The following is a 22,587-nucleotide window of genomic DNA, read 5'->3' on the forward strand; positions in this document are numbered from 1 at the left end:
CGAATTGGGGGGGGAATAGCGGTTGGGAGGGGGGATGTGCAAAGAAAAAGCGGGGGGGGGGGGGGGGGGGGGTCGTTGGGTTGGGCGGGGAGGGGGGGGGGGGGGCCCTGTTTTTCCCCCCCCCCGCCCGTAACTCCTCTGTCCGGCGCGCCCGTTGGTTACGGTGCCGGCAGGTCGACCAGTTCCGCGATGACCTCGCGATGCCGGCCGGCGGTCCCGTAGGCGATCGAGTCGGCCTTGGCCCGCTTCAGATACAGATGCGCCGGGTGCTCCCAGGTCATACCGATCCCGCCGTGCAGCTGGACGCATTCCTCGGCGGCGTGGACCGCGACCCCGGAGCAGTACGCCTGGGCCACGGCGACCGCGAGCGGCGCGTCGGGACTGTTGACGGCCAGCTCGCCCGCCGCGTTGCGAGCCGCGGCCCGGGCGGAGACGATCTCCAGCCAGAGCTGCGCCATCCGGTGCTTGAGCGACTGGAACGATCCCACCGGCCGGTTGAACTGGTGGCGTTCACGGGTGTACCGGACGGTCTCGGTCAGACACCACTCGGCGATGCCGAGCTGTTCGGAGGCGAGAAGCCCGGCACCCACGAGCAGGCCGCGCCGGACCGCGGGGACGGCGGACGCCGCGTCGGCGACCCGGACACCGGTCGCACCGGTCAGGACGACGGTGGCGAGCGGGCGGGTCAGGTCGAGTGCGACGAGCGGTTCGACGGTGACCCCGTCCGCCGCCGTCTCCACCGCGTACAGCCCGTCGGTGGTGGGCACGAGCAGCACATCGGCGGTGGCGGCGTCGGCGACACCGGTGACCGTCCCCTCCAGCCTGCCGGTCACGGCGCTCGCGGGCTGCGCCTCGTCGGCCGTCGGGGCGGAGAACGGCACGGCGAGGGCCGCCGTCCTGCGCCCTGCGGCCAGTTCGCCCAGCAGCTCGACGACGGGGCCGTCCTGGGCGGCCAGCGCGAGCAGCGTCTCGGTCGCGACGACCGAGCTCGTCAGGAACGGCGTGGGGGCGACGCTGCGGCCGAGTTCCTCCAGCACCACGGCGGCCTCACGGTGGGAGGCGCCCTGACCGCCGAGCTTCTCCGGTACGAGCAGTCCGGCGGCGCCGATGTCGGCGGCGAGCGCCTTCCAGAGCCGCGGGTCGTACGGCGTGTCGGACTCGACGCGGGCGATGACGCCCGGCGCGTCGGCGCGGTCGGCGAGGAGCGCGCGCACGGCGGCGCGCAGATCCTCCTCGGCCTCGGAGTACAGGAGGACGGGGGCCGCCGGTTCGTGCTGTCCCGGCTGTGCTGTCTGTGCGGTCATCGGGAGAGGTCCTTCCAGGCGACGTCCTTGTCGTTGCGCGGTTCCGGGGGCAGCCCGAGCACCCGCTCGGCGACGATGTTCAGCAGAACCTCGCTCGTACCGCCCTCGATGGAGTTGCCCTTGGAGCGCAGATAGCGGTAGCCGGCGTCGCGTCCGGTGAAGTCGACCAGCTCCGGGCGGCTCATGGTCCAGTCGCTGTACAACAGGCCGTCGTCACCCAGCAGTTCGACTTCGAGCCCGCTGATCTGCTGGTTGAGGCGCGCGAAGGCGAGCTTCATGGCCGACCCTTCGGGGCCGGGCTGCCCCGCGACGAGCTGCTGGCGCAGCCGTTCGCCGCTGAGCCGGGCGACCTCGGCCTCCACCCAGAGGGTGAGGAGGCGCTGATGGAGGTCGTGGGTGCGCAGTTCGGGGCGTTCGCGCCAGGTCCGCGCGACGGTGCCGATCATGCCTCCCTCGCGCGGGATACGGGCTCCGCCGATCGAGACGCGCTCGTTCATGAGGGTGGTCTGCGCGACCTTCCAGCCGTCACCGACCGGGCCGAGCCGCCTGCTGTCCGGGATGCGTACGCCGGTCAGGAAGACCTCGTTGAACTCGGCCTCGCCGGTGATCTGGCGCAGCGGCCGTACCTCGACGCCGGGGTCGGTCATGTCGCAGATGAAGTAGCTGATGCCCCGGTGCTTGGGCAGGTCCGGGTCGGTGCGGGCGATCAGGATCGCCCAGCGGGCCACATGGGCGCTAGACGTCCAGACCTTCTGCCCGTCCACGACCCAGGAATCGCCGTCCTTGACGGCGCGCGTGCCCAGTGCGGCGAGGTCGGATCCGGCGCCGGGCTCGCTGAAGAGCTGGCACCAGACCTCCTCGCCGACCCACAGGGGGCGCAGGAAGCGCTGCTTCTGCTCGTCGGTGCCGTAGCCGAGGATGGTCGGGGCGGCCATGCCGAGGCCGATGCCGATGCGGCGCGGGTCGTTGTCGGGGGCTCCGGCTGCGGCGAGTTCGGCGTCGACGACGTGCTGGAGGGAGCGGGGCGCGTCGAGTCCGCCGAGGCCGGCCGGGTAGTGGACCCATGCGAGACCCGCGTCGAAGCGGGCCTTCAGGAAGTCGGTGCGGTCAGTGGTGGCCGGGGGGTGGGCTGCCAGCAGCTCAAGGGTGCGGCGGCGGACTTCGGCCTCGTCGACGGTGACGGTCATCGGGCGGCTCCTGCCGGGAGGACGACGACGCGGCCGGTGCTCGTGCCGTCGGCGACGCGCTGGACGGCGTGCGCCGCGTCGGCCATGCCGACCCGCTCACTGATCAGGGGCCTGACGACGCCCTGCGCGGCGAGCTTGGTGAGCTCGTCGTGGCAGGCGCGCACGGCGGCGGGGTCCTTGGTGTTGTAGAGACCCCAGTGGAGGCCGACGATCGAGTAGTTCTTCACCAGGGCGTGGTTCAGTCCCGGGGCGGGAATGGTGCCGCTCGCGAAGCCCACGACGAGGACGCGCCCCTCGAAGGCGATGCACTTCACGGACTTGGCGTACGCGTCACCTCCGACCGGGTCGTAGACGACATCGGCGCCGCGTCCGCCGGTGGCCTCCTTGACGGCCGCGACGATGTCCTCGCCGCGCCGGTCGATGACCACGTCGCAGCCCAGCTCGCGGGCGACGCGGGCCTTCTCCGGACCTCCGACGACGCCGATGACGGTGGCTCCCGCGGCCTTGCCGAGCTGCACGGCGGCGCTGCCGACGCCGCCCGCCGCCGCGTGTACGAGCAGCGTCTCGCCCGCCTGGAGGTGTGCGCGCCGGTGCAGTCCGAACCAGCCCGTCTGGTAGCCGATGTGCAGCGCGGCCGCTTCGGCGTCGTCCAGGGTTTCGGGGGCGGGCAGCAGGGCCGCCTCGTCCGCGACGACGTACTCGGCGAAGCCGCCGTGGGGAAGGGCGGGGGTGGCCAGCACCCTGCGTCCGTCCTCGGTCTCACCGCAGATCTCCACGCCCGGTGTGAACGGCAGCGGCGGCCGTACCTGGTACTGCCCCCGGCAGAGCAGCGCGTCGGGGAAGTTGATGTTCGCCGCGCGCACCCTGAGCAGCACCTGCCCGTCTCCGGGGGTGGGGCGGTCCGTCTCCTCGAGCTCCATCACCTCGCTCGGCTCGCCGTTCCGGTGCACTCGCCATGCCTGCATGAGGGGCCTCCACAACACTGTCGGCATTACCACTGCTCCGGCGCATACTAAGCGGTCGCTTGCCCGCCTGGGAACACCTCGGCGGCTCGCGATCGTGCCCTCACGCCCGTTTCGGTCTGGCCTTGACGTGCATGCGCTCCCCCTGCGGCCCGAACAGGCTCAGATACTCCACCGGCTGCTCACCCACCGGCCCGAACCAGTGCGGCAGCCGCGTGTCGAACTCGGCCGCCTCACCGGCCTCCAGCACCAGATCGTGTTCGGCCAGCAGCACCCGCAGCTTTCCCGAGAGCACGTAAAGCCATTCGTAGCCTTCGTGGGTGCGCTGCTCCGGCACCTCCGTGGAACCGGCCCGGTGCACGACCTTGTACGCCTGGAGGCCGCCCGGCCTGGCGGTCAGCGGCAGCATGGTGCGCCCGTCGTGGACGATCGGCTTGGCCCTCACCCGGGGGTCGCCGACGGGCGGCGCGCCGATGAGGTCGTCGAGCGGCACCTCGTGGGCGCGCGCGATGGGGAGCAGCAGCTCCAGACTGGGGCGCCGGCCGCCGGACTCCAGCCGCGAGAGCGTGGACACGGAGATGCCGGTGGCCGCCGAGAGGGCGGCGAGCGTGACGTCGCGTTCCTTGCGCAAGCGGCGCAGCCGGGGCCCCACGCCGGTGAGCACGGCGTCGATCTCCGGGTCGTCCCGGTGCTGTTCGTTCATACCGACCATTGCAGGATCAGCAAACGGATTTGTCAATCGGATAGGAAGATCGCCGGGCGGGCCCGAAGAACGGGCCCGCCCGGCTGTCATGTGTTTCTCAGGTCCCGGCGCTGACGATCACCTCGGCGACCTGCGGGGCCTCCGTGGACCCCTCCTTCCAGACCAGGCGCACCGCGTCCGCGCCAGCGCCGTCCGTGTCCAGTTCGGTGTACGGGCCGTCGAGCGTCCCGACCGACTTCCAGACGCCGTCCGTCCCGCGCAGCCGCACCTCGGCCCCGCCCGTGGCGCCCGCGGGCCGCAGGACCGTGACGGTGTGCACGGAGCGGGCCTCGACGAGGTCCACCTCCAGCGCCTCTCCGGCCTCCGGGGCGCGTGCGGCCCGGTAGACCGAGCCGGTGTCGCCGTCGGCCGCCGAGCGCAGGGCCGATCCGGCGGCGGCGGGCGGGCCTCCGGTCACCGCCGCTTCCGTCGTCGCGACGCGGAATTCCCGTACGACGAGCCAGTTCGCCTGGCCGGCCGTCGCACGGGCCCGTACGTACCGCGCCCGCGTCCCGGCGGGCGGGCTCGCGCTGATGTCCGGGGTGCCGGAGAACGTGGTGAGTTCCCGCCAGTTCTGACCGTCGGCGGAGAATTCGAGCACGCCCGCCTGGAGGTAGTCCTGGGTACTGCCCGGCTTGGCCATGGCGAGCGTGATGTCCCCGATGTCGCGGGACCGCCCCAGATCGACGGTGACGTGGTCGCCCGCGGCGGGGGCGCCGTCGCTCCAGAAGTAGGTGGTGTCGTCGCCGTCGAGCATCCGGGCGACGCCGTTGCTCTGGTACGTGTCCATGCTGGTCGATGCCTTGGGGCGGCCGGTCACGCCGAGAATCCGGTCGTGTTCGGCGTTGGCCGCGTCGATGAATCCGTCGAGGACGCCGTCGCCCACCAGGACGGGGACCTCGCGCCCGTCGAGTCCGGTGTAGGTGAAGGACCGCGCGTCGGCGACGAGCGCGGGCAGCTTCTGGCGGAGTTCCCAGGCCCGCGCCCCGTCGCCCTGCCGGGCCGCTTCGACCATGCGCAGTGCGGTGCGGGCGGCGGTCGCCCAGGACTCCGTGGCATCCAGCCACGGCCCCGCGTCGTCGAGGAAACCTCGGTCGGGAAGACCGGCGCGCAGCCGGCCGGGGGCCTCACCGAGGCCGGCCAGCGCCGTGTTCAGGCGCCGGGCGTCGCCGGACGCCCAGTAGCGGTTGAACTCCGCGGCCAGCTCGGGGGCCCGCTCCTTGTTGAGGGCCGAGCTGTAGTTGGCGTCGGCGAAGGCGCGCAGGGCCTTCTCGGTGCGCGGGTCGCCGCCCGCGTACTCCTTGAGGCCCGCTCCCCAGGAGGTCCGCGCGTCGTACGCGGTGTCGTTCCAGGAGTAGTCCGCGACGGTGTGCAGGGAGAGCTTGGACGCGTAGGGCTGGATCATCGGGTTGGCCGTGATCCCGGCCAGTTCGGCGGGCAGCCCCTTCTCCCGGCCGTTGAACGGGCCGAGCAGCAGCCGGTTGGTGGCGTAGTCGTTGACCGGGTAGTTGTCCCAGGTCAGGATCGGGTGCCCGAAGACCGCGCGGGCGGCTTTCGCCTGGGCGACGGTCATGGTCGGCGCGACCACGCCGACGCCCGTCCACTCGACGAGTACATCCGGGTCGAGCTGTTCGGCGAGCGCCTTCTTGTACGCCGACGGTGAGACGTTGTAGTACTCGGTCGGCACCATCTGGAGCGGCTGGGCGCCCGGGTGGGCGGCGATGAACTCCTTGTTCACCCGGTTCAGCAGGTACGCCTGAGCGGCGCCCGCCGCCCCGCCGCCCGTGCCCCACTTCGCCTTGTCCTCGGCGCAGTTCCAGTCGGTGTAGCTGATGTCGTCGAGTGGCACGGCGAACGTGCGTACGCCGACGTCCCAGATCGTCCGGAACTTGTCGACGAGGGCCTTCGTGTCCGCGTCGGAGCTGTAACAGACGGACAGCCCGGGAGAGAGCGCGTAGGTGAACTCGACGTGCCGTGCACGGGCCCGGTCGGTGAGCTCCTTGATCTGGGCAAGCCGGTCGGCGGGGTACCGCTCGCGCCACTTCTCGCGCAGATACGCGTCGTCCTTCGGCGAGTAGACGTAGATGTTCATCTTGTGCTCGCCGTAGTAGTCGAGCTGGTCGAGCCGCGCCTCGTGGGACCAGGGGGTGCCGTAGAACCCCTCGATGACTCCGCGCAGAGGGGTCGCGGGCCAGTCCCGGACGGCGAGGCCCCCCACCGTGGCGCCGGGCGTCCGGCGCTGCGGCAGGATCTGACGCAGCGTCTGGGCCGCGTAGTAGGTACCGGTCGTGTCCTTCCCCGCGAGGACGATGCGGCCGGCGCCGATACCGAGGACGTAGCCGTCGGCGGGCAGGGCGGCCGGGCCCTCGATGTCCTGGGCAGCGAGTGCCGTGGGGGAGCCGACGTGGACGGTGAGGCCGCCGCTGCCGGGCCCGTCGCCGCGTACGACGCGCCGCGCGCCGGCTCCGCGCAGGGCGGTCTCCACGACCTGGACGGAGGCGGCGTCGGCCGTCTCACCCGCCACCAGGGTGACCGTGGGCGTGACGGTGATCCCGTCGGGCCGCCCGGTGACCGACTGCGGGGTCGGAGTGATGGCCGGGGCACGTGGGCCGGTCGGGCGGTTCACCGAGGTGCCGCTGCGGGCGCTGCCGTCGGCTGCCTGTACGGACGGTGCGGCGGTCAGCAGACCGCCGACGAGCAGGGTCGCGGCCGCGCCGAGCGCGGTGATGCGGGGTGGGTGAGGCGTCAAGGGTCCTCCATTGGTCACTGATGTCACCGGAGTCGCGCAACACAACACCACCGAATTCAACATCATGACGATGCCATGTCAATGGTCTGGACAACACCAGCTCACTGACCTGGAGTTACTTCTTACGCAGCCGTGGAACTCAACGAGCGAAGACCTCGAACGCGACGGCGGGACGACCACCGAACCGACTCGCCGCGGCACGGGACATACCGGTCAGAAACGTGCGGCAGTACGTCTCGGGGTCTTCCTCGGTCAGCACCTCGATGTAGGTGCGGTGGGCGAGCAGTGACTCAACGGAGCGCTCGAATCCCTCGCTCGCGTCCACCGCGTGGGTGGGCCTGTCGGTGCCCGCGACGGCGACCCACCGCACGCCGTCCCACGGCTCCAGCCCCTGCTCGGTCAGCTCCGGGAAGATCCACCGGTTTCCGGCGTCACCCGCGGCGTCCAGGGTGGCCCGCCCGACCGCGCGGTGGTCGGGCGTGTTCCAGGCGACTCCGCCCCAGGTGTCGCGGTGGTTGAGCGTGATGAGCAGTTCGGGACGGTGGCGCCGGATGGCCGCGGCGATATCACGGCGCAGCCGCGTGCCGTACTCGATCACGCCGTCCTCGTGGTCCAGGAACTCCACCGTGCCGACACCGACGACCGCGGCACTCGTCCGCTGCTCGCGCTCCCGCAGCGGCGCGCATTCCCGCGGAGCGATCGTGTCGATGCCCGCCTCGCCGCGGCTGGCGAGAAGATAGGCGACGTCACGTCCGGCGTCGGTCCAGCTCGCGACGGCCGCGGAACAGCCGTACTCCAGGTCGTCGGGGTGGGCGACGACGGCCAGTGCGCGCTGCCAGTCCGTGGGCATGGGCTCCAACTGCTGCGTCATGCCCGCAGGCTATCGGCGCGAGGGGCCGGACCGTCGGCATTGGTCGCCGTGGCCCGGTTCAGGCCAGGGAGAGGAAGAGCTTCTCCAGGCGGGCCCGCATCCGCTCGCGGTCGGCGGGATCCGCGGTGCCGTCGGCCATGCAGCGCTGCAGCCCCGCGGCGATGACCGCGAACCCGGCGCGGTCGAGGGCCCGCGAGACGGCCGCCATCTGGGTGATCACGTCCTCGCAGTCCCGCCCCTCCTCGATCATCCTGATGACCGCGGTGAGCTGACCCTGGGCGCGGCGCAGGCGGTTGAGGACCGATCTGAGTTCGTCGGCCGCCATGTCGAGTTCCACACACCCTCCTCGAATACCCTGGGGGGTATTCTAGCCCGTCCGGGGCAGGAGAGACGGAGTCTCCTGCCCGGCCCGGTGACCGAAAGGAATCTGCGATCGTGACCAGCCCCGCTTCCCTCTCCCCCGCGCAGGCCGCAGCCCGTCTCGACGAGTTCACCGTCATCGATGTGCGGGCCCCCGGCGAGTACGTCTCCGGCCATGTGCCCGGTGCGCTGAACATCCCGCTCGACCGTCTCCCGGAGGCCGTGCCCGCTCTCAAGGCGGCCGCCGCCCGGGGCTCGCTGCTCGTGGTGTGCGCCTCCGGCGTCCGCTCGACGCGGGCCTGGGAGATCCTCTCGGCCGCGGACATCGACGCCGCCACGCTGACCGGCGGGACGTCCGCCTGGGAGGGCGACGGGCGCGACCTGGACCGCCCCGCCGGCGCCCGCGCCACCTGGCCCATGGAGCGTCAGGTGCGGCTCGCCGCCGGTTCGCTGGTGGTGGCCGGGCTGCTGGCGGGGACCCGCTTCCCCGCGGCCCGCTGGCTGTCCGCGGGCATCGGTTCCGGGCTCGTCTTCTCCGCGGTGACCAACACCTGCGGCATGGCCGCGGTCCTGTCGAAGCTTCCGTACAACCGCGCCCCGCACGCGGCCACGGACCTCGGCGCCACGCTGGAGGCACTCCAGAAGTGAGCCGCGCGGGCGCCGCGAGAGCGAGCCGCACGGGCCCCGCGAAAGTGAGCCGCACGGGCCCCGTGCCCGCACGGGAAAGGGAGCCGGCCGCGTGTCACCCGCGGCCGGCTCCCTCCGTGTCCGGAGCCGTACGGGTCAGATCTCGTCCCTGACCAGTGCGAGCAGCCGGTCCAGCACACGCGGCCCGCCGGCCCGCAGCCCGTCGTGCTCGAACTCGGTCGTCACCCACGTGCGCAGCCCGCGGATCGACGCCGCGGTGCGCAGCGCGTGCTCGGTGTCGACGTACATGTCGTCGTGGTAGACCGCCGCGGCGACCGGCACCTCGTTGGCCGCCAGCCGCTCGGCGTCGTACAGCCGCGCCCAGTCGGTACGTCCCGCGAGCAGCTCGGCGGTCTCGCGCAGCGGCCGAAGGGCCGGGTCCACCTCGAAGTGCCAGGGGTGGATCGTCTCGCCGGTGAAGAGCACGGGCCCCTCGCCCTTGAGCGCCTCCGCCGCGTCGAACTGCGGGAACTCGGCGCGGACCCGTTCGGCCGCCCAGCCGGTCGGGCGCTCCCCCTGGCCGTAGATCGCCTCGTGCATCAGGGCGTACAGCGGGTGGCCGGCAAAGGAGTTGGCCGTGCGCATGGCCTCCTGGAAGGTGTCGGAGAGTTCGGTGCCGTACGGCGTACGGACGAAGGCGTTCTCCAGCAGGTAGTGCAGCTGGTGACTGCCGTTGCCGCTGCCCAGCATGATCCCGAGGGACTGGAACCCCTCCACCGTCAGGCGGTGGCCTGCGCTCTCCGGGCGGTGCTCGCAGAGGTACGCGGCGATCGCGCGGGCACGCTCGACGTCCTGCGGGTAGCGGGCGTAGTGGGCGGCGACCTTCCGCTCGATCCGCGGATACGCTGCGCGGTACACGTCGTCGGCGTGGCCGTCGAGCGAAGGCAGTCCGCCCGTGATCAGGACCGCCTTGAGCCCTTCCGGGGCGGCCGACAGATAGTGGACCGCGCAGAAACCGCCGAAGGACTGGCCGAGGACGGTCCAGGGGGCACCACCGGTCAGCCGGCGCCGGATCAGTTCGCAGTCGCGGACGATGGCGTCCGACCGGAAGTGGGCGAGGTAGTCGGCCTGCTCGCGCGGCCCGCCGCGCAGCGGGAGGGTCTGGCGGTTGGCCGGGGTGGAGAGTCCCGTGCCGCGCTGGTCGAGCAACAGCACCCGGAACTCGCTCACGGCCCGGCCCAGCCAGGCTTCCGTTCCGACGAAGCGGCGGGCGCCGAAGCCGGGGCCGCCCTCCAGGTACACCAGCCACGGCAGTTCCTCGTCCGCCTTGCCGCTCGCCACGGCCTCCCGGCCGAAGATCTCGATCTGCTCCCCGCCCGGGTCCGTGTGGTCGAGGGGGACGGTGAAGCGACGGTCGGTGAAGACGACGCCGGGGTGCCGGTACCTGCTCAAAGGGTGCTCCTGAGATCCGATGGTCCAGGACAGTCCAGCACACGGCCGTTACTCGGACAGTCCCGGCCCGTGTGCGCGACGCCCTGGAGGCTCCTAGCGTGCAGTCATGATCCGGTTCGAGCAGGTCGGCAAGGTCTACCCGGACGGAACGACCGCGGTCGACCACCTGTCCTTCGAGGTGGGCGAGGGGGAGCTGGTCACGCTCGTGGGCCCTTCGGGCTGCGGCAAGACGACCACGATGATGATGGTGAACCGGCTGATCGAGCCGACCTCGGGCCGCATCCTGGTGGACGGCGAGGACATCTCCACGATCGACCCCGTGAAGCTGCGCCGCAGGATCGGCTACGTGATCCAGCAGGTCGGCCTCTTCCCGCACCGGACCGTCCTGGAGAACACCGCGACCGTACCCGCGCTGCTCGGCTGGAAGCGGACCAGAGCCCGGGAGCGCGCGGCGGAGCTGCTGGATCTCGTGGGCCTCGATCCGAAGACATACGGTTCGCGTTACCCCGCCCAGCTCTCCGGCGGGCAGCGCCAGCGGGTGGGCGTGGCACGGGCGCTGGCGGCGGACCCGCCGGTCCTGCTGATGGACGAACCGTTCGGAGCAGTCGACCCCGTGGTGCGCGAACGGCTGCAGAACGAATTCCTGCGTCTTCAGGCCACGGTGCGCAAGACCGTGCTGATGGTGACGCACGACATCGAGGAGGCCGTGCGGATGGGCGACCGGATCGCGGTGTACGGGGAGGGGCACATCGAGCAGTTCGACACCCCGGGGGCGGTGCTCGGTACGCCCGCGACACCGTACGTGGCACGGTTCGTGGGCGCCGACCGCGGCCTGAAACGCCTCTCGGTCACGACGATCGAGCCGGAGGACCTGGAAGAGCCGCCGGTCGCCCGGTTCGACGAGCCGGCCCGCGCGGCGGCCGGGCGGCTGAACGCCGCGGGTGCGCGGTGGGCGGTGGTACTGAACGCGGAGGGCGACCTGCACGGCTGGGTCTCTGCGGACACGCTCCGTATCGCCGGGGAGTACGGCACGGTCGGCGAGCTCGCCCGGCGGATGGACGCCTGGGTGCCGGTCGGCGCTCCGCTGAAGAAGGCGTTCAGCGAGATGCTCCAGCACGATGCGGGTTGGGTCGCGGTGCTGGACGGGGCGCGCTTCCTCGGCGTACTCACCCCGGCCAAGCTCCACGAGGCGCTGCGGCGCTCCGTGGACGCCGACGCACAGGGGGTCGGGCGCGACGAGGTGCAGTTCGATTCGGTCGCGGACGCGTAGGGGCGGGGCAGCGGGGCCTCTGCAAGCCCTGTCGCGCACGCGTCCGTCGAGCAGGGCAACAGTGAACTGACACTCATTCAGCGGGCGCGCCGGTAACTGCTGCCGTCCTTCGGCCTGACCAGCAGTCCCGCCACGACCAGATAGCGGCGGAGGGCGGAACAGTCCTCGTGCACGGTGCGCAGCGCCTCGTTGACCTCGTGCTCGGTGTAGTCGCGGTCGCGCTCGAACAGGCTCTGCGCGAGGTGGTTCAGCAACTGCTCGCGGCGGGCGGCTTTACGGGGGATGGCGGTCAGACGGCCGCGCGAGAAGAGGTCTGTGACCTGGCGCGTGCTGCTGGAATCTTCGACGGACATGGCCCGAAGCGTCGCAGCCGCCCGAGCGGCGGGCAACGCGTTTTCGCGCGTTGACAGCCGCCGGTCGGCTCGTTCTAATGGTGCCCGTGCAGCGTGGCGCCGGCCGAGAGATGTGGGCAGGCCGACAGCCGGGCCGGCACCTTCATTCAGGGACGATGCCATGAGTTCACTCTCAGCCCCCTGCTTCTGACCTCAGCGCTGTTGCGCGTCGCCGCACCTCCGCGCGACCCTCCGCAACGCAGACGCGTCGATACGTCATGCCTCCGGCCGCCCGGAACCCACAGGGACCACCCAGTGACGCCCCGGGCCGCCGCACACACTTACGGAGATCCGGCACCCCATGCCCCAGTCCTTCAACCAGTCCGTCATCGAGGAGTTCCGCTCCCACGCGGGCAAGGTCGGCGGCCCCTTCGCGGGCGGCGACCTGCTGCTCCTCACCACCACCGGCGCCAGGACCGGCCGACCGCACACCACACCCCTCGGCTATGTCGCCGACGGCGGCCGGCTGCTGGTCGTCGGCTCCAACCTCGGCGCTCCCGCGCATCCCGTCTGGTTCCACAACCTCCTCGCCCATCCCGCCGTGGGCGTCGAGGTGGGAACCGAGCGGTTCGAGGCGATCGCCGTCCCCGCCGAAGGAGCCCGGCGCGACCGGCTGTTCGAGCAGGTGGTCCGGGTGGCACCCGGCTACGGCGACTACCAGGCGAGCACGGACCGTGTGCTGCCCGTGGTCGTGCTGGAGCGTTCCGAGGCCCCGGCGGGCGAGGGCCCCGCCGAGATCACCACGCTCGCCGACAAGATCCTGGAGGTGCACACCTGGCTGCGCCACCAACTGCGCCACGTGCGCGCCGAGACCGACGCCCACTTCGCCGCGCGGGAGGACCGTCAGAGGTCCGGGGAGCCGGGCGAACCGCCCGCGCCCGGGCTCGGCCTGCAGATCCGGCAGCACTGTCTGGCGTTCTGCCAGGCCCTGGAGTTCCACCACACCGCCGAGGACGGCCACGTCTTCCCGGTCATGGCCGGCTACCACCCGCACCTCGCCGACGCGTTCGACAGACTCCGCGAGGAACACCGGACCGTCGCCGCCATCCAGGGCGAACTGGCCGCACTGCTGGCCGACATCACCACCGCGGACCCCGAGCGGTTCCGCACCGAACTGGCCCGGATGTCGAGAGAGCTGACCGCCCACTTCGCCTACGAGGAGGAGCAGTTGCTCCCCGCACTGGCCGGTGTGCCGTGGCCTCCGGCCTGATCCGCACGCGTGGGCCCGGGAACCGCTCAGCGCTCCCTGACAGAAAGCGCTGACCGTAGGGTGTGATCACTCAGCCCTGCGACCAAGGCGGTTTCCCATGTCCCTGTTCGATCTGCCCCTCGACGAGCTGCGCACCTACCGCAGCCGGTCGGTGGAGCCGGAGGATTTCGACGCGTTCTGGTCGAAGACCCTCGACGAGGCCCGGTCCCACGAGCTGGACGCCCGCTTCGAGCTCCGTACCGACACCGGGCTCAGCACGGTCGAGGTGTACGACGTGACGTTCGCGGGCTTCGGCGGGCACCCGGTGAAGGGCTGGCTCGTCCTCCCCGCGGGCACCACGCGTCCGCTGCCCGTCATCGTGGAGTTCATCGGCTACGGCGGCGGGCGCGGGCTGCCGCACTCCCATCTGCTGTGGGCATCGGCCGGCTTCGCCCACTTCGTGATGGACACCCGGGCGCAGGGCAGCACCTGGCAGCCGGGAGACACCGCCGACCCGGTGGGCAGCGCCCCCTCCTTCCCCGGTTACATGACCCGGGGCGTCGAGACCCCGGAGACGTACTACTACCGGCGGGTGTTCACCGATGCCGTACGAGCGGTGGAGGCGGCCCGCTCGCATCCCCTGACCGATGCCACGCGCACCGCGGCCATCGGTGAGAGCCAGGGCGGCGGGATCGCCCTCGCCGTCGGCGGGCTGATACCGGACCTCGTAGCCGTCGCGGCGGACGTGCCGTTCCTGTGCGACTTCCCGCGGGCCCTGACCGTCACCGACCGGTCGCCGTACCGCGAGGTGGGCAACTACCTCAAGACCCACCGGGGACGGACCGAGCAGGTGCGGACGACGCTGGCCTACTTCGACGGTGTCCACTTCGCGGCCCGCGGGCGCGTTCCGGCCCTCTTCTCGGTGGCCCTGGAGGACCAGACCTGCCCGCCGTCGACGGTCTTCGCCGCCTTCAACGCCTATGCCCACGAGGACAAGGAGATCGAGGTGTACCCCTTCAACGACCACGAGGGCGGCGGCCCGTTCCAGCAGGCCGCGCAGCTCGTCTGGCTGCCGGGGAAGCTGCTGGCCTGACCGTCCGGCGCCCTGGACCACGCTTGACCCGGCTCCCCCATCACGCCTAGGTTCCGAGGGAAAGCGCTTGCTATCGGGCAGGCGCACTCTCTCCGCCCAGGGGGTGCTCGTCATGCCCGCACACACGTCGGCCGCGAAGCCGGTCCGTGTCGCGATCGTCGGCACGGGCGCGATCGCGCGCGGCAGCCACCTGCCCGCGCTCGTCGCGCTCGCCGCCGAGCAGCCGCTGGAGATGGTCGCGGCGGTCGATGTGGACGCCGGATCGGCGAAGGCGTTCTGCGCGGACGCGGGCGCGGGGCGTCCGTACACGGATCTCGGCCTCATGCTGGCGGAACAGCGGCCCGACCTGGTCACCCTCTGCACGCCGCCCCGGTTCCACCGCGACCAGACCATCACCGCGCTGCGGGCCGGGGCGTGGGTGTGGTGCGAGAAGCCGCCGTGCCCTTCGCTGGAGGATTTCGACGCGATCGAGGCGGCGGAGGGGCCGGAGGCCGGTGGTCCGTTCGCCGCGATCGTGTTCCAGCACCGCTTCGGATCGGGCTCCGGTCATGTCCGGAAGCTGCTGGCCCGGCAGGCGATGGGCCGGCCACTGGTGGCCCACTGCCAGACCACCTGGTACCGCGACGAGGCGTACTACGCCGTTCCCTGGCGGGGGAAGTGGAGCAGCGAGGGCGGCGGTCCCGCGATGGGGCACGGTATCCATCAGATGGACCTGCTGCTCGATCTGCTCGGACCGTGGTCGGAGATCCGTGCCATGGCCGGGCGGCTGGTGCACGACATCGAGACGGAGGACGTCTCGACCGCCCTCGTCCGGTTCGAGAACGGCACGATGGCCACGATCGTGAACAGTGTCCTCAGCCCCGACGAGGTCAGCCGGATACGCATCGACTGCGAGCGCGCGACGGTCGAGCTCACCCATCTGTACGGGCACCGCAACGCGGACTGGCGCATCACCCCGGCGCCTGGTGTGACACCGGAACAGTTCGACATCTGGAGCGACTTCGGCCCCGATGTGCCCAGTTCGCACGAGGCGCAGCTGCGCGGGCTGCTCGACGACATGCGCGCCGGACGCCGGCCGCGCAGCAGCGGCCCCGACGGCCGTACGAGCCTGGAACTGGTCGCGGCTCTCTACAAAGCGGCCTTCACCGGAGAGACCGTCCGGGCGGGCGAGATCGCCGCGGGCGACCCGTACTACAGCGCTCTGCACGGCGACGCGGCGGGCTGGGCGCCCGCGTCCTGAGGTGCGTCCCCTGCCGGTCAGTCGCGCGGGATGAGTCTTTTGGACTCCAGGTAGTTCCGCGCGACGTCCTCGGGCAGCCTGCGCCAGCTGTCCACCTGTTCGTTCATCCGGGCCAGGTCGGCGGTGGTCAGGACCGTGTTCAGGGCGCCGAGGCCGTCGCGGACGCCGGTGCTGCCCGCCCGTGAACGGTTGACGACGGGGACGAGGTGGTCGGCGTTCTGGAGGTGCTTGTCGTCGGCGAGGAGCACGAGGCCGAAGTCGTCGAGGGTGGCGTCGGTGGTGGTGGTCAGCACCAGTTGGTCCTGTCCGCTCTGGACGGCCTGTTTGGCCTGGGTGGTGCCGACCCCCTTGGGGTCGACGGCGGTGATGTCGATGCCGTAGGTCTTCTTGAGCCCAGGGGCGCAGTAGGGACGCTGTACGCATTCGTCGCCCGCCGCCAGCCGTACGGGGAGCCTGGACCTGCCCAGGTCGCTGAGCGTCTTGAGGTGGTGCTTCGCGGCGTACGAGGAGGCGACGGCAAAGGCGTTCTGGTCGACGGCCCGGCCCGGGTCGAGCACGAGGAGGCCGCGGGGCGCGGCGAGGGCGCGCAGCGCCTTCATCGTGGTGCCGAGGTCGGGTGAGCCGACGGGCCGTGCGTCGGCGCCGTTGGCCTTGGCGTTGAGCCAGTCGGCGAAGGTGGCGGCGTACTCGGGCACGACGTCGATCTGGCCGTTCTCCAGGGCGGGTTCGTAGATCTCCCGGTTGGTGACCGAGATGATCTCGGTGGAGTATCCGGCCCGGTCCAGCAGGAGTGCGTACATCTGGGCGAGGAGGTCGCTCTCGGTGAAGCCCGCCGAGCCGATGGTGAGCTCCTTGCTGTCGCCGGGCGGCATGGTCACGTCGCCCTGGTTCTCCAGGCTGGGACCGGTGGCGCAGGCGGTGGTGGCCAGCAGCAGGAGAAGCGCGGCGGCCGTACGGGGAGACGTCATGCCGCCGCCCGCTCGCGGGTCCGGCCGGGGGCGAGACGCAGGCCCAGTTCGAAGAGGCCCTCGACGAGGAGGGCGAACACGGCGACGAGGACGGCCCCCGCCACGACCTGGGGGGTGGAGGCCAGGTTGAAACCCGCGGTGATGATCCGGCCGAGCCCGCCGCCTCCGGCGAGCGCGGCGAGAGTGGCGGTGGCGACGAGCTGCACGGCGGCGATGCGCACGCCGGTGAGCAGGAGCGGCAGCGCGAGGGGGAGTTCCACCCGCAGCAGCATCTGGCGGCCCGTCATGCCCATTCCCCGGGCGGCCCGTACGACATCGGGGTCCACCTCGCGCATACCCACGTAGGCGTTGGTGAGGAGCGGGGGGATGGCGAAGAGCACCAGCGCGATGATGGTGGACCACTGCCCGTACGTACCGATCGGTGTCAGGAGCAGCAGCACCAGGACGGCGAAGGTGGGGACGGCCCTGCCGATGTTGGAGATGTTGACGGCGAGTGCTCCGCCCTTGCCCAGGTGGCCGAGGACCAGTGCGACCGGCAGGGCGATCAGACAGCTGATCAGCAGGCAGACGACGGTGAGGTAGAGGTGCTCCCCCAGCCGGTGCCAGACGCCGTCGGCGCCGGCCCAGTGGGACGAGGTGGTGAGCCAGGTCCAGGACTCGGAGAGCGTGGTCATGAGCGGGCCCGCGTCCATGGCGTCAGGAGCCGTTGCGCGCCCAGGAGCAGCAGGTCGGCGGCGACGGCGATGACCACGCAGAGCACGGATGCGGTCAGCACCTGGGCCTTGAAGTAGGTGTTCATCCCGGAGTAGATGAGGTTGCCGAGCCCTCCGTGGCCGACGATCGCCCCGACCGTGACCAAGGAGACCGCCGAGACGGTGGCGATGCGCAGCCCGGCCATGGCGGCGGGCAGGGCGAGCGGGAGTTCCACGGTGAGGAGGAGCCGCACGGGGCCGTATCCCATGCCGCGCGCGGCCTGCCGGGTCTCCTCGGGCACGGCTCGCAGCCCGGCGAGGATATTGCGTACGAGGAGGGTCAGGGAGTAGAGGACGAGCCCGGCGACGACGAGCGCGGCGGAGAGCCCGTACACCGGAAGCAGCAGCGAGAACATCGCGAGCGAGGGCACCGTGTACAGAATCGTCGTCAGGGCGAGGACCGGCCCGGCCGCCCAGCGCAGACGGCGGGCGGCGAGGGCGAGCGGCAGGGCGAGGGCGAGTCCGATGAGCACGGAGACGACGGTCAGCTGGACGTGCTGGACACTCGCGTCCCAGAGGATCTCACTGCGGCTGGACAGATAGTCGCCGCAGATCCACTCGTTGCGCGCGAGGCAGTCGTCGGGAGGCGCGGTCACGGGTCCATTGCAGCCCGGGGACGGGGGGACCGCGCGTCGTGATCGTCTGTTCGTGGCGCACGCCCCTCATGGCGGTGCGCCCCTCGTGACGCGTTCCTCATGACGCGTTGCTCATGCCGCGTTCCTCGTGTAGCGGAGAAGGACCACCCCGTTGCCGAAGATGTGACTCCCGGCCGGGGTGAGCGCCGTCCTGCTCTCCGCCTCGGGGAACAGGCGCGTGCCCCGGCCGAGGATGACGGGGTGAACGTACAGGCGGTACTCGTCGATCAGATCCTCGCGCATGAACGTCGCGGCGAGGTTCGCCCCGCCGAGCGCCATGTCTCCGCCCGGCTGTTCCTTCAGAGCCAGGATCTCCTCGGCCACCACCTCCCGCTTCACGGTGGTGTTCCACTCCGTGCTCTCCAGGGTCCTGGAGAAGACGATCTTCGGCATCTCCCGCCAGATCCGGGCGAACTCCGCCATCGGACCGGCAGCCGCGGGGTCGGCGTCGGCGGTCGGCCAGAAGTCCGCCATGAGCTCGTGCGTGACCCGTCCGTCCAGGAACGCGCTCATCGTCCTGAGCTCGTCGTTGAAGTGCTGGTGCAGTTCGTCGTCTACCAGGTGCCAGTCGAGCTCACGGCCGGGGCCCTCGATGAATCCGTCGACGGACACCGACATCATCAGAATGATCTTCCTCATGGCATCTCTCCTTCGGAGGCTTCAGCGTCATGGTGGCGGGGTCCGCCCCCGCGCCCCGCACACCACGCCGACGCCGTCCGGCCCCGAGACAGCACATCCGCATGTTCCCTGGACATCACCCTGCGGTTACAGACCACACCGGCGGGCCCTCCGCCCCGACAACTCGTCGCCCCAGCGCGGCATTTGAGTGACCGCGTGTCGGTTGTGGCGCAGGTCACCCCGGCCGAGACTGTCGCCCCCGGACCAACGGGACCGCGAAGGATGAGAGAGGGTGCGCCATGTCAGACAAACCCACACATGAGGTCCAACGGCTCAAAGCGAATTCGGTCGGGCTGGTCGGCGTGGTCTTCATGGCGGTGGCCACGGCCGCCCCCATCACGGCGATGACCGGAAATCTGCCCATCGCCGTCGGGTTCGGCAACGGCACGGGCGCCCCGGCCGGATATCTCTTCGCGACCGTGGTGCTGACCGTCTTCTCGGTCGGATACGTCGCCATGGCGAAGCGCATCACGGCGGCCGGCGCCTTCTACGGGTACATCTCGCACGGCCTCGGCCGGATCGCGGGGCTGGCGTCCGGCATGCTGGCGGTCCTGGCGTACATCGTGTTCGAGGCCTCGATCGTCGGTATCTTCGCGTACTTCGGCCAGACGACCGTCGCCGACCAGCTCGGCATCGACATCCCGTGGATCGTCTACGCCGTCGCGATGCTCGCTCTGACCGGCGTGCTGGCGTACTTCGACATCAACATCACGGCCAAAGCCCTCGGCGTCATGCTCGTCGGCGAGATCGCGGTGCTCTTCGCCGTCGCCACGGCCGTCCTGCTCGCGGGCGGCGGCCCGGACGGTATCCCGGTCGAGCCGCTGAACCCGGTCAACGCCTTCACCGGCACCTCCGCCGGGCTCGGTCTCTTCTTCGCCTTCTGGTCCTGGGTGGGCTTCGAGTCGACCGCGATGTACGGCGAGGAGTCCCGCGATCCGAAGCGGGTCATCCCCCGGGCGACCCTCATCTCCGTCGTCGGCGTCGGCCTCTTCTACATCTACGTCTCCTGGATGACGATCGCCGGAAACGGTCTCGAAGGCTCCGTCACGGTGTCCTCGTCCGCCTCGCCGCTCGATCTGTTCTTCAACCCCACCGAGTCCTTCATCGGCCCGTGGGCCGTCGACGCCTTCCAATGGCTGCTGCTGACCGGGTCGTTCGCCTGCGGCATGGCCTTCCACCAGTGCGCCTCGCGCTACCTCTACGCCATCGGCCGTGAGGGCTTCCTGCACCCCGCGCTCGGCCGGACCCACCGCGCCCACGGCTCTCCGTACATCGCCTCCTACGTCCAGACCGGCATCGCCACCCTGCTCGTCTGCGCGTTCTGGCTGGCGGGCGAGGACCCGTACATCCACCTCTACACGCTGCTCGCGATCCTCGGCACGATGGCGATCCTCATCGTCCAGACCCTCTGCTCCTTCGCGGTGATCGGCTACTTCCGCAAGAACCACCCGGAGGACCGTCACTGGTTCCGGACGTTCACGGCGCCGTTGCTGGGCGGCATCGGCATGATCGCCGTGGTCGTCCTGCTCGTCCTGAACATGAAGACGGCGGCCGGGCTCGCCGCCGAGTCCTTCTTCTTCGAGCTGATCCCGTGGATCGTCGGCGTGGTCTTCCTCGGCGGACTCGGACTCGGCTTCTACCTCAAGGCCCGACAGCCGGAGCGTTACGAGATCATCGGCCGCATCGTCCTCGACGACGCGACCGAGCGCAGCGACACCGAACCCGACCAGGCAACCGCGACCGTCTGAGGAGTACCCGTGTCCCGTACGCACACGATGCACGCACTACGCCGGCTCGCCGCTGAGCATGCCGCCGCCCGCAGGCTGCGCATGCCCGTCGCCGATGTCCGCGGCTCGACCCGTCGCCAACTGCTCGGCCGGGCCGCGGCGCTCGGGCTGGGCACGGCCCTGGGCGCCGGGCTCACCACCCGGCCTGCCGCCGCACAGGCGGTGACGGGCGGTGGGGCCCCGGTCATCGCCGTGGTCGGCGCGGGCATAGCCGGACTCACCGCCGCGCTGACGCTCCAGGACGCCGGTCTGAACTGCACGCTGTACGAGGCGAATCGGGACCGGGTCGGCGGACGCATGTGGACGCAGCGCGACCACTGGGCCAACGGCCAGACCTCGGAGATCGGTGGCGAGCTGATCGACACCAGCCACAAGAAGATCCTCGAACTCTGCCGCCGGTTCGGCCTGGCCACCGAGGACTTCCTCGGCGGCGGCCCGAACGGCGCCGAGGAGATCCTCTGGTTCAACGGGACCTACTACCCGCGGAGCCAGGCCGACGAGGACTTCAAGGCGGTCTACCAGGCACTGCACCGCGATCTGCAGGAAGCGGGCGAGGTGCAGTGGAACCAGACCACCCCCGTCGGGACCGCGCTCGACACCATGTCGATCCACGAGTGGATCGACTCGCGCGTCCCCGGAGGCCACGCCTCCCCGCTCGGCCGCTTCATGGACGTCGCCTACAACGTCGAGTACGGCGCGGACACCACCGAACAGTCCGCGCTCGCCCTGGTCCTGCTCATGGGCTACCAGACCAATCCGGGCAAGTTCAACATCTGGGGGCTCTCCAACGAGCGCTACCACATCAGGGGCGGCAACGATCAACTCCCGAACGCCATCGCGCGGGCACTGCCCGCCGGCACCCTGCGCATGGGCAAGCAGCTGACGGCTCTGCGCGCGAACAGCAACGGCACCCAGACCCTCACGTTCACGGACGCCGGCACGGTGACGACCGTCGTCGCCGACCACACGATCCTGTGTGTCCCGCTGCCCGTGCTCCAGGGGCTCGACCGGTCGGCGGCCGGCTTCGACCCACGCATGACGAATCTGCTCCGTGACGCCCGCATGGGCAACTGCACCAAGCTCAACATGCAGTTCGGCTCCCGGCCGTGGCGCGGCACAGGCCCCTGGCACGGCGTCAGCGCGGGTGACTGCTTCACGGACAGCGACGTCCAGCAGACCTGGGACACCACCAAGGTCCAGCCCGGCAGCGGCGGCATCCTCATCCAGTACGGCAGCGGCCGACTGGCCAGGGAGCTGGCTCCCGCCACCCCCTTCGCCACCGAATCCGACCCGTACGTCCGTGACCTCGCCGTACGCCGTCTCACCGGCATCGACGCGTTCTTCCCCGGTACGAAGGCGGCCTGGACCGGCAAGGCACAGCTGTCGGCCTGGCACCGCAACCCGTACGCCCTGGGCGCGTACTCCTACTGGCCCGTCGGCTATCTGCACCGCTACGCGGGCTACGAGGGGACGCCGCAGGGCAACATCCACATCGGCGGCGAGCACTGCAGCTACGACTTCCAGGGGTTCATGGAGGGCGGCGCGACCGAGGGCGAGCGCGCCGCGAGGCAGGTGATCGGCAAGCTCACCGGGTGACGGGCGTCCCGGTTCGCGGCAGGGGCCGGACCCCTGCCGTGAACCGGCAGCCGCTCACGGCCGGGAGGCTCTAGTCGCTCGGGTAGACGTCGCCCGCGGCCATCGAGCCCAGCTGTTCGCTCTGGCTGCGGAGCCGGGCGGCCTTCTCCTTGAGCCGACGGCTCTCCTTGTCGTCCGGCGCGTCCTCGGCCGCCTTGGAAAGCTGCTCGGCCTTCTCGCGCATCTGATGGACTCGGTTGCCGATCTCGTCAGCCATGATCATCACCCATCCTCGGCACTCGGAAGAATCTCGTTCACCGTGCCCCGATTTTCTCTCACCGCGGGCTCCCCAGCCATCCGGCGAACGGCCCGGAAAGCTCCGCGGGCCCTCGGGTCAGCGGGTGTCGCCGCACCAGTCCCACTTCGACGGGTCGGCCTGTCTGCTCCTGTACTCGGCCCGCCCGCCGGGACCGTACGCGCCGATCTCCGTGATCAGCGCCGCCCCCTCGCACAGCGCCGCGTCGGTCCACCCGGTCACGTCCAGGAGCAGGCCGTCGAGAGGGCCGCCGACCAGCTCCCGGTAGTCGTGCCCCGGCTTCGGGCCGGGGTCCGGGTCGTCGTGGTCGGCGCCGTAGACCCGGCGCTGCCGCATGAGCTCGTCCATGCGGACAGCATTCCACCGGGCACTGACAACGGCCCGTCTGCCGGAGCACGCGCCTGCCGGCGCCACGCGGCGCGCGCGATGACGCGGGTC

Annotated in this window: 22 protein-coding genes; 7 read left to right on the plus strand and 15 right to left on the minus strand. The window is 71.1% G+C overall.

All coding sequences use genetic code 11. The features are described from left to right. Positions 1-158: 158 nt before the first annotated feature. The 7 genes from AC07FA_RS06500 to AC07FA_RS06530 form a co-directional block, all read right to left on the minus strand. On the minus strand, positions 159-1,304 hold the full coding sequence (locus AC07FA_RS06500; RefSeq protein WP_479073580.1) for an acyl-CoA dehydrogenase family protein: 1,146 nt from the start codon (positions 1,302-1,304) through the stop codon (positions 159-161). After that, positions 1,301-2,491 carry an acyl-CoA dehydrogenase family protein gene (locus AC07FA_RS06505; protein WP_479073581.1) on the minus strand — a complete coding sequence of 397 codons (1,191 nt, stop codon included), beginning with the start codon at positions 2,489-2,491 and terminating at the stop codon, positions 1,301-1,303. The genes AC07FA_RS06500 and AC07FA_RS06505 overlap by 4 nt, the downstream gene beginning before the upstream one ends. Then, entirely contained in the window at positions 2,488-3,456 is a 969-nt protein-coding gene (locus AC07FA_RS06510) for an NADPH:quinone oxidoreductase family protein (RefSeq protein ID WP_479073582.1), read from the minus strand. The genes AC07FA_RS06505 and AC07FA_RS06510 overlap by 4 nt, the downstream gene beginning before the upstream one ends. 100 nt (positions 3,457-3,556) lie before the next feature. After that, positions 3,557-4,156, minus strand: a complete 600-nt coding sequence (locus AC07FA_RS06515; RefSeq protein WP_479073583.1) for a helix-turn-helix domain-containing protein — start codon at positions 4,154-4,156, stop codon at positions 3,557-3,559. Positions 4,157-4,253: 97 nt separating this feature from the next. After that, positions 4,254-6,944 (minus strand): beta-N-acetylglucosaminidase domain-containing protein, encoded by a 2,691-nt coding sequence (locus AC07FA_RS06520; RefSeq protein WP_479073584.1) that lies wholly within the window; start codon positions 6,942-6,944, stop codon positions 4,254-4,256. 139 nt (positions 6,945-7,083) lie between these two features. Further along, complete coding sequence (locus tag AC07FA_RS06525; RefSeq protein WP_479073585.1) at positions 7,084-7,815, minus strand: PIG-L deacetylase family protein; 732 nt, start codon at positions 7,813-7,815, stop codon at positions 7,084-7,086. 58 nt (positions 7,816-7,873) lie between these two features. Further along, positions 7,874-8,152, minus strand: a complete 279-nt coding sequence (locus AC07FA_RS06530) for a metal-sensitive transcriptional regulator (protein WP_479073586.1) — start codon at positions 8,150-8,152, stop codon at positions 7,874-7,876. Positions 8,153-8,250: 98 nt separating this feature from the next. Between AC07FA_RS06530 and AC07FA_RS06535 the strand changes: the two genes are divergently transcribed. After that, entirely contained in the window at positions 8,251-8,823 is a 573-nt protein-coding gene (locus tag AC07FA_RS06535) for a rhodanese-like domain-containing protein (protein ID WP_479073587.1), read from the plus strand. Between the two features lie 135 nt (positions 8,824-8,958). Here AC07FA_RS06535 and AC07FA_RS06540 read toward each other — a convergent pair whose 3' ends face one another. Continuing rightward, a complete protein-coding gene (locus tag AC07FA_RS06540) occupies positions 8,959-10,254 on the minus strand; it encodes an alpha/beta fold hydrolase (RefSeq protein ID WP_479073588.1) in 1,296 nt (431 codons plus the stop codon). A gap of 106 nt (positions 10,255-10,360) precedes the next feature. Between AC07FA_RS06540 and AC07FA_RS06545 the strand changes: the two genes are divergently transcribed. Then, the gene (locus AC07FA_RS06545) at positions 10,361-11,524 is read left to right on the plus strand and encodes an ABC transporter ATP-binding protein (protein WP_479073589.1); all 1,164 of its coding nucleotides are present in this window, start codon (positions 10,361-10,363) and stop codon (positions 11,522-11,524) included. A gap of 77 nt (positions 11,525-11,601) precedes the next feature. Here the strand turns inward: AC07FA_RS06545 and AC07FA_RS06550 are convergent, their stop codons facing one another. Continuing rightward, entirely contained in the window at positions 11,602-11,877 is a 276-nt protein-coding gene (locus tag AC07FA_RS06550; RefSeq protein ID WP_479073590.1) for a DUF2087 domain-containing protein, read from the minus strand. Positions 11,878-12,217: 340 nt separating this feature from the next. On the opposite strand from AC07FA_RS06550, the gene AC07FA_RS06555 reads away from it, so the two are divergent. From AC07FA_RS06555 to AC07FA_RS06565, 3 genes are all read left to right on the plus strand, one after another. Beyond that, entirely contained in the window at positions 12,218-13,126 is a 909-nt protein-coding gene (locus AC07FA_RS06555; RefSeq protein ID WP_479073591.1) for a nitroreductase/quinone reductase family protein, read from the plus strand. A 97-nt stretch (positions 13,127-13,223) separates the two neighbouring features. Next, positions 13,224-14,198, plus strand: a complete 975-nt coding sequence (locus tag AC07FA_RS06560; protein ID WP_479073592.1) for an acetylxylan esterase — start codon at positions 13,224-13,226, stop codon at positions 14,196-14,198. Between the two features lie 112 nt (positions 14,199-14,310). Beyond that, positions 14,311-15,438 (plus strand): Gfo/Idh/MocA family protein, encoded by a 1,128-nt coding sequence (locus AC07FA_RS06565; protein ID WP_479073593.1) that lies wholly within the window; start codon positions 14,311-14,313, stop codon positions 15,436-15,438. A 17-nt stretch (positions 15,439-15,455) separates the two neighbouring features. Here AC07FA_RS06565 and AC07FA_RS06570 read toward each other — a convergent pair whose 3' ends face one another. The 4 genes from AC07FA_RS06570 to AC07FA_RS06585 form a co-directional block, all read right to left on the minus strand. Then, positions 15,456-16,406, minus strand: coding sequence for an ABC transporter substrate-binding protein (locus AC07FA_RS06570; RefSeq protein WP_479073594.1), 951 nt, complete (start codon positions 16,404-16,406; stop codon positions 15,456-15,458). Further along, positions 16,403-17,080 (minus strand): ABC transporter permease, encoded by a 678-nt coding sequence (locus AC07FA_RS06575; RefSeq protein ID WP_479073595.1) that lies wholly within the window; start codon positions 17,078-17,080, stop codon positions 16,403-16,405. Before AC07FA_RS06575 ends, AC07FA_RS06570 begins: the two co-directional genes overlap by 4 nt. Continuing rightward, entirely contained in the window at positions 17,077-17,754 is a 678-nt protein-coding gene (locus tag AC07FA_RS06580; RefSeq protein WP_479073596.1) for an ABC transporter permease, read from the minus strand. The genes AC07FA_RS06575 and AC07FA_RS06580 overlap by 4 nt, the downstream gene beginning before the upstream one ends. A gap of 111 nt (positions 17,755-17,865) precedes the next feature. After that, complete coding sequence (locus AC07FA_RS06585; protein ID WP_479073597.1) at positions 17,866-18,432, minus strand: dihydrofolate reductase family protein; 567 nt, start codon at positions 18,430-18,432, stop codon at positions 17,866-17,868. Between the two features lie 278 nt (positions 18,433-18,710). On the opposite strand from AC07FA_RS06585, the gene AC07FA_RS06590 reads away from it, so the two are divergent. Together AC07FA_RS06590 and AC07FA_RS06595 are read left to right on the plus strand one after the other, a co-directional pair. Next, positions 18,711-20,219, plus strand: a complete 1,509-nt coding sequence (locus AC07FA_RS06590; RefSeq protein ID WP_479073598.1) for an APC family permease — start codon at positions 18,711-18,713, stop codon at positions 20,217-20,219. 9 nt (positions 20,220-20,228) lie between these two features. Then, the gene (locus AC07FA_RS06595) at positions 20,229-21,854 is read left to right on the plus strand and encodes a flavin monoamine oxidase family protein (RefSeq protein WP_479073599.1); all 1,626 of its coding nucleotides are present in this window, start codon (positions 20,229-20,231) and stop codon (positions 21,852-21,854) included. 70 nt (positions 21,855-21,924) lie between these two features. Here the strand turns inward: AC07FA_RS06595 and AC07FA_RS06600 are convergent, their stop codons facing one another. Further along, complete coding sequence (locus AC07FA_RS06600) at positions 21,925-22,110, minus strand: DUF6381 family protein (RefSeq protein ID WP_479073600.1); 186 nt, start codon at positions 22,108-22,110, stop codon at positions 21,925-21,927. A gap of 117 nt (positions 22,111-22,227) precedes the next feature. Beyond that, positions 22,228-22,497: a hypothetical protein gene (locus AC07FA_RS06605; RefSeq protein ID WP_479073601.1), complete on the minus strand. Its 270-nt coding sequence runs from the start codon at positions 22,495-22,497 to the stop codon at positions 22,228-22,230. Positions 22,498-22,587 lie beyond the last annotated feature (90 nt).

It is taken from the genome of Streptomyces sp. NPDC045968, from assembly GCF_056430475.1.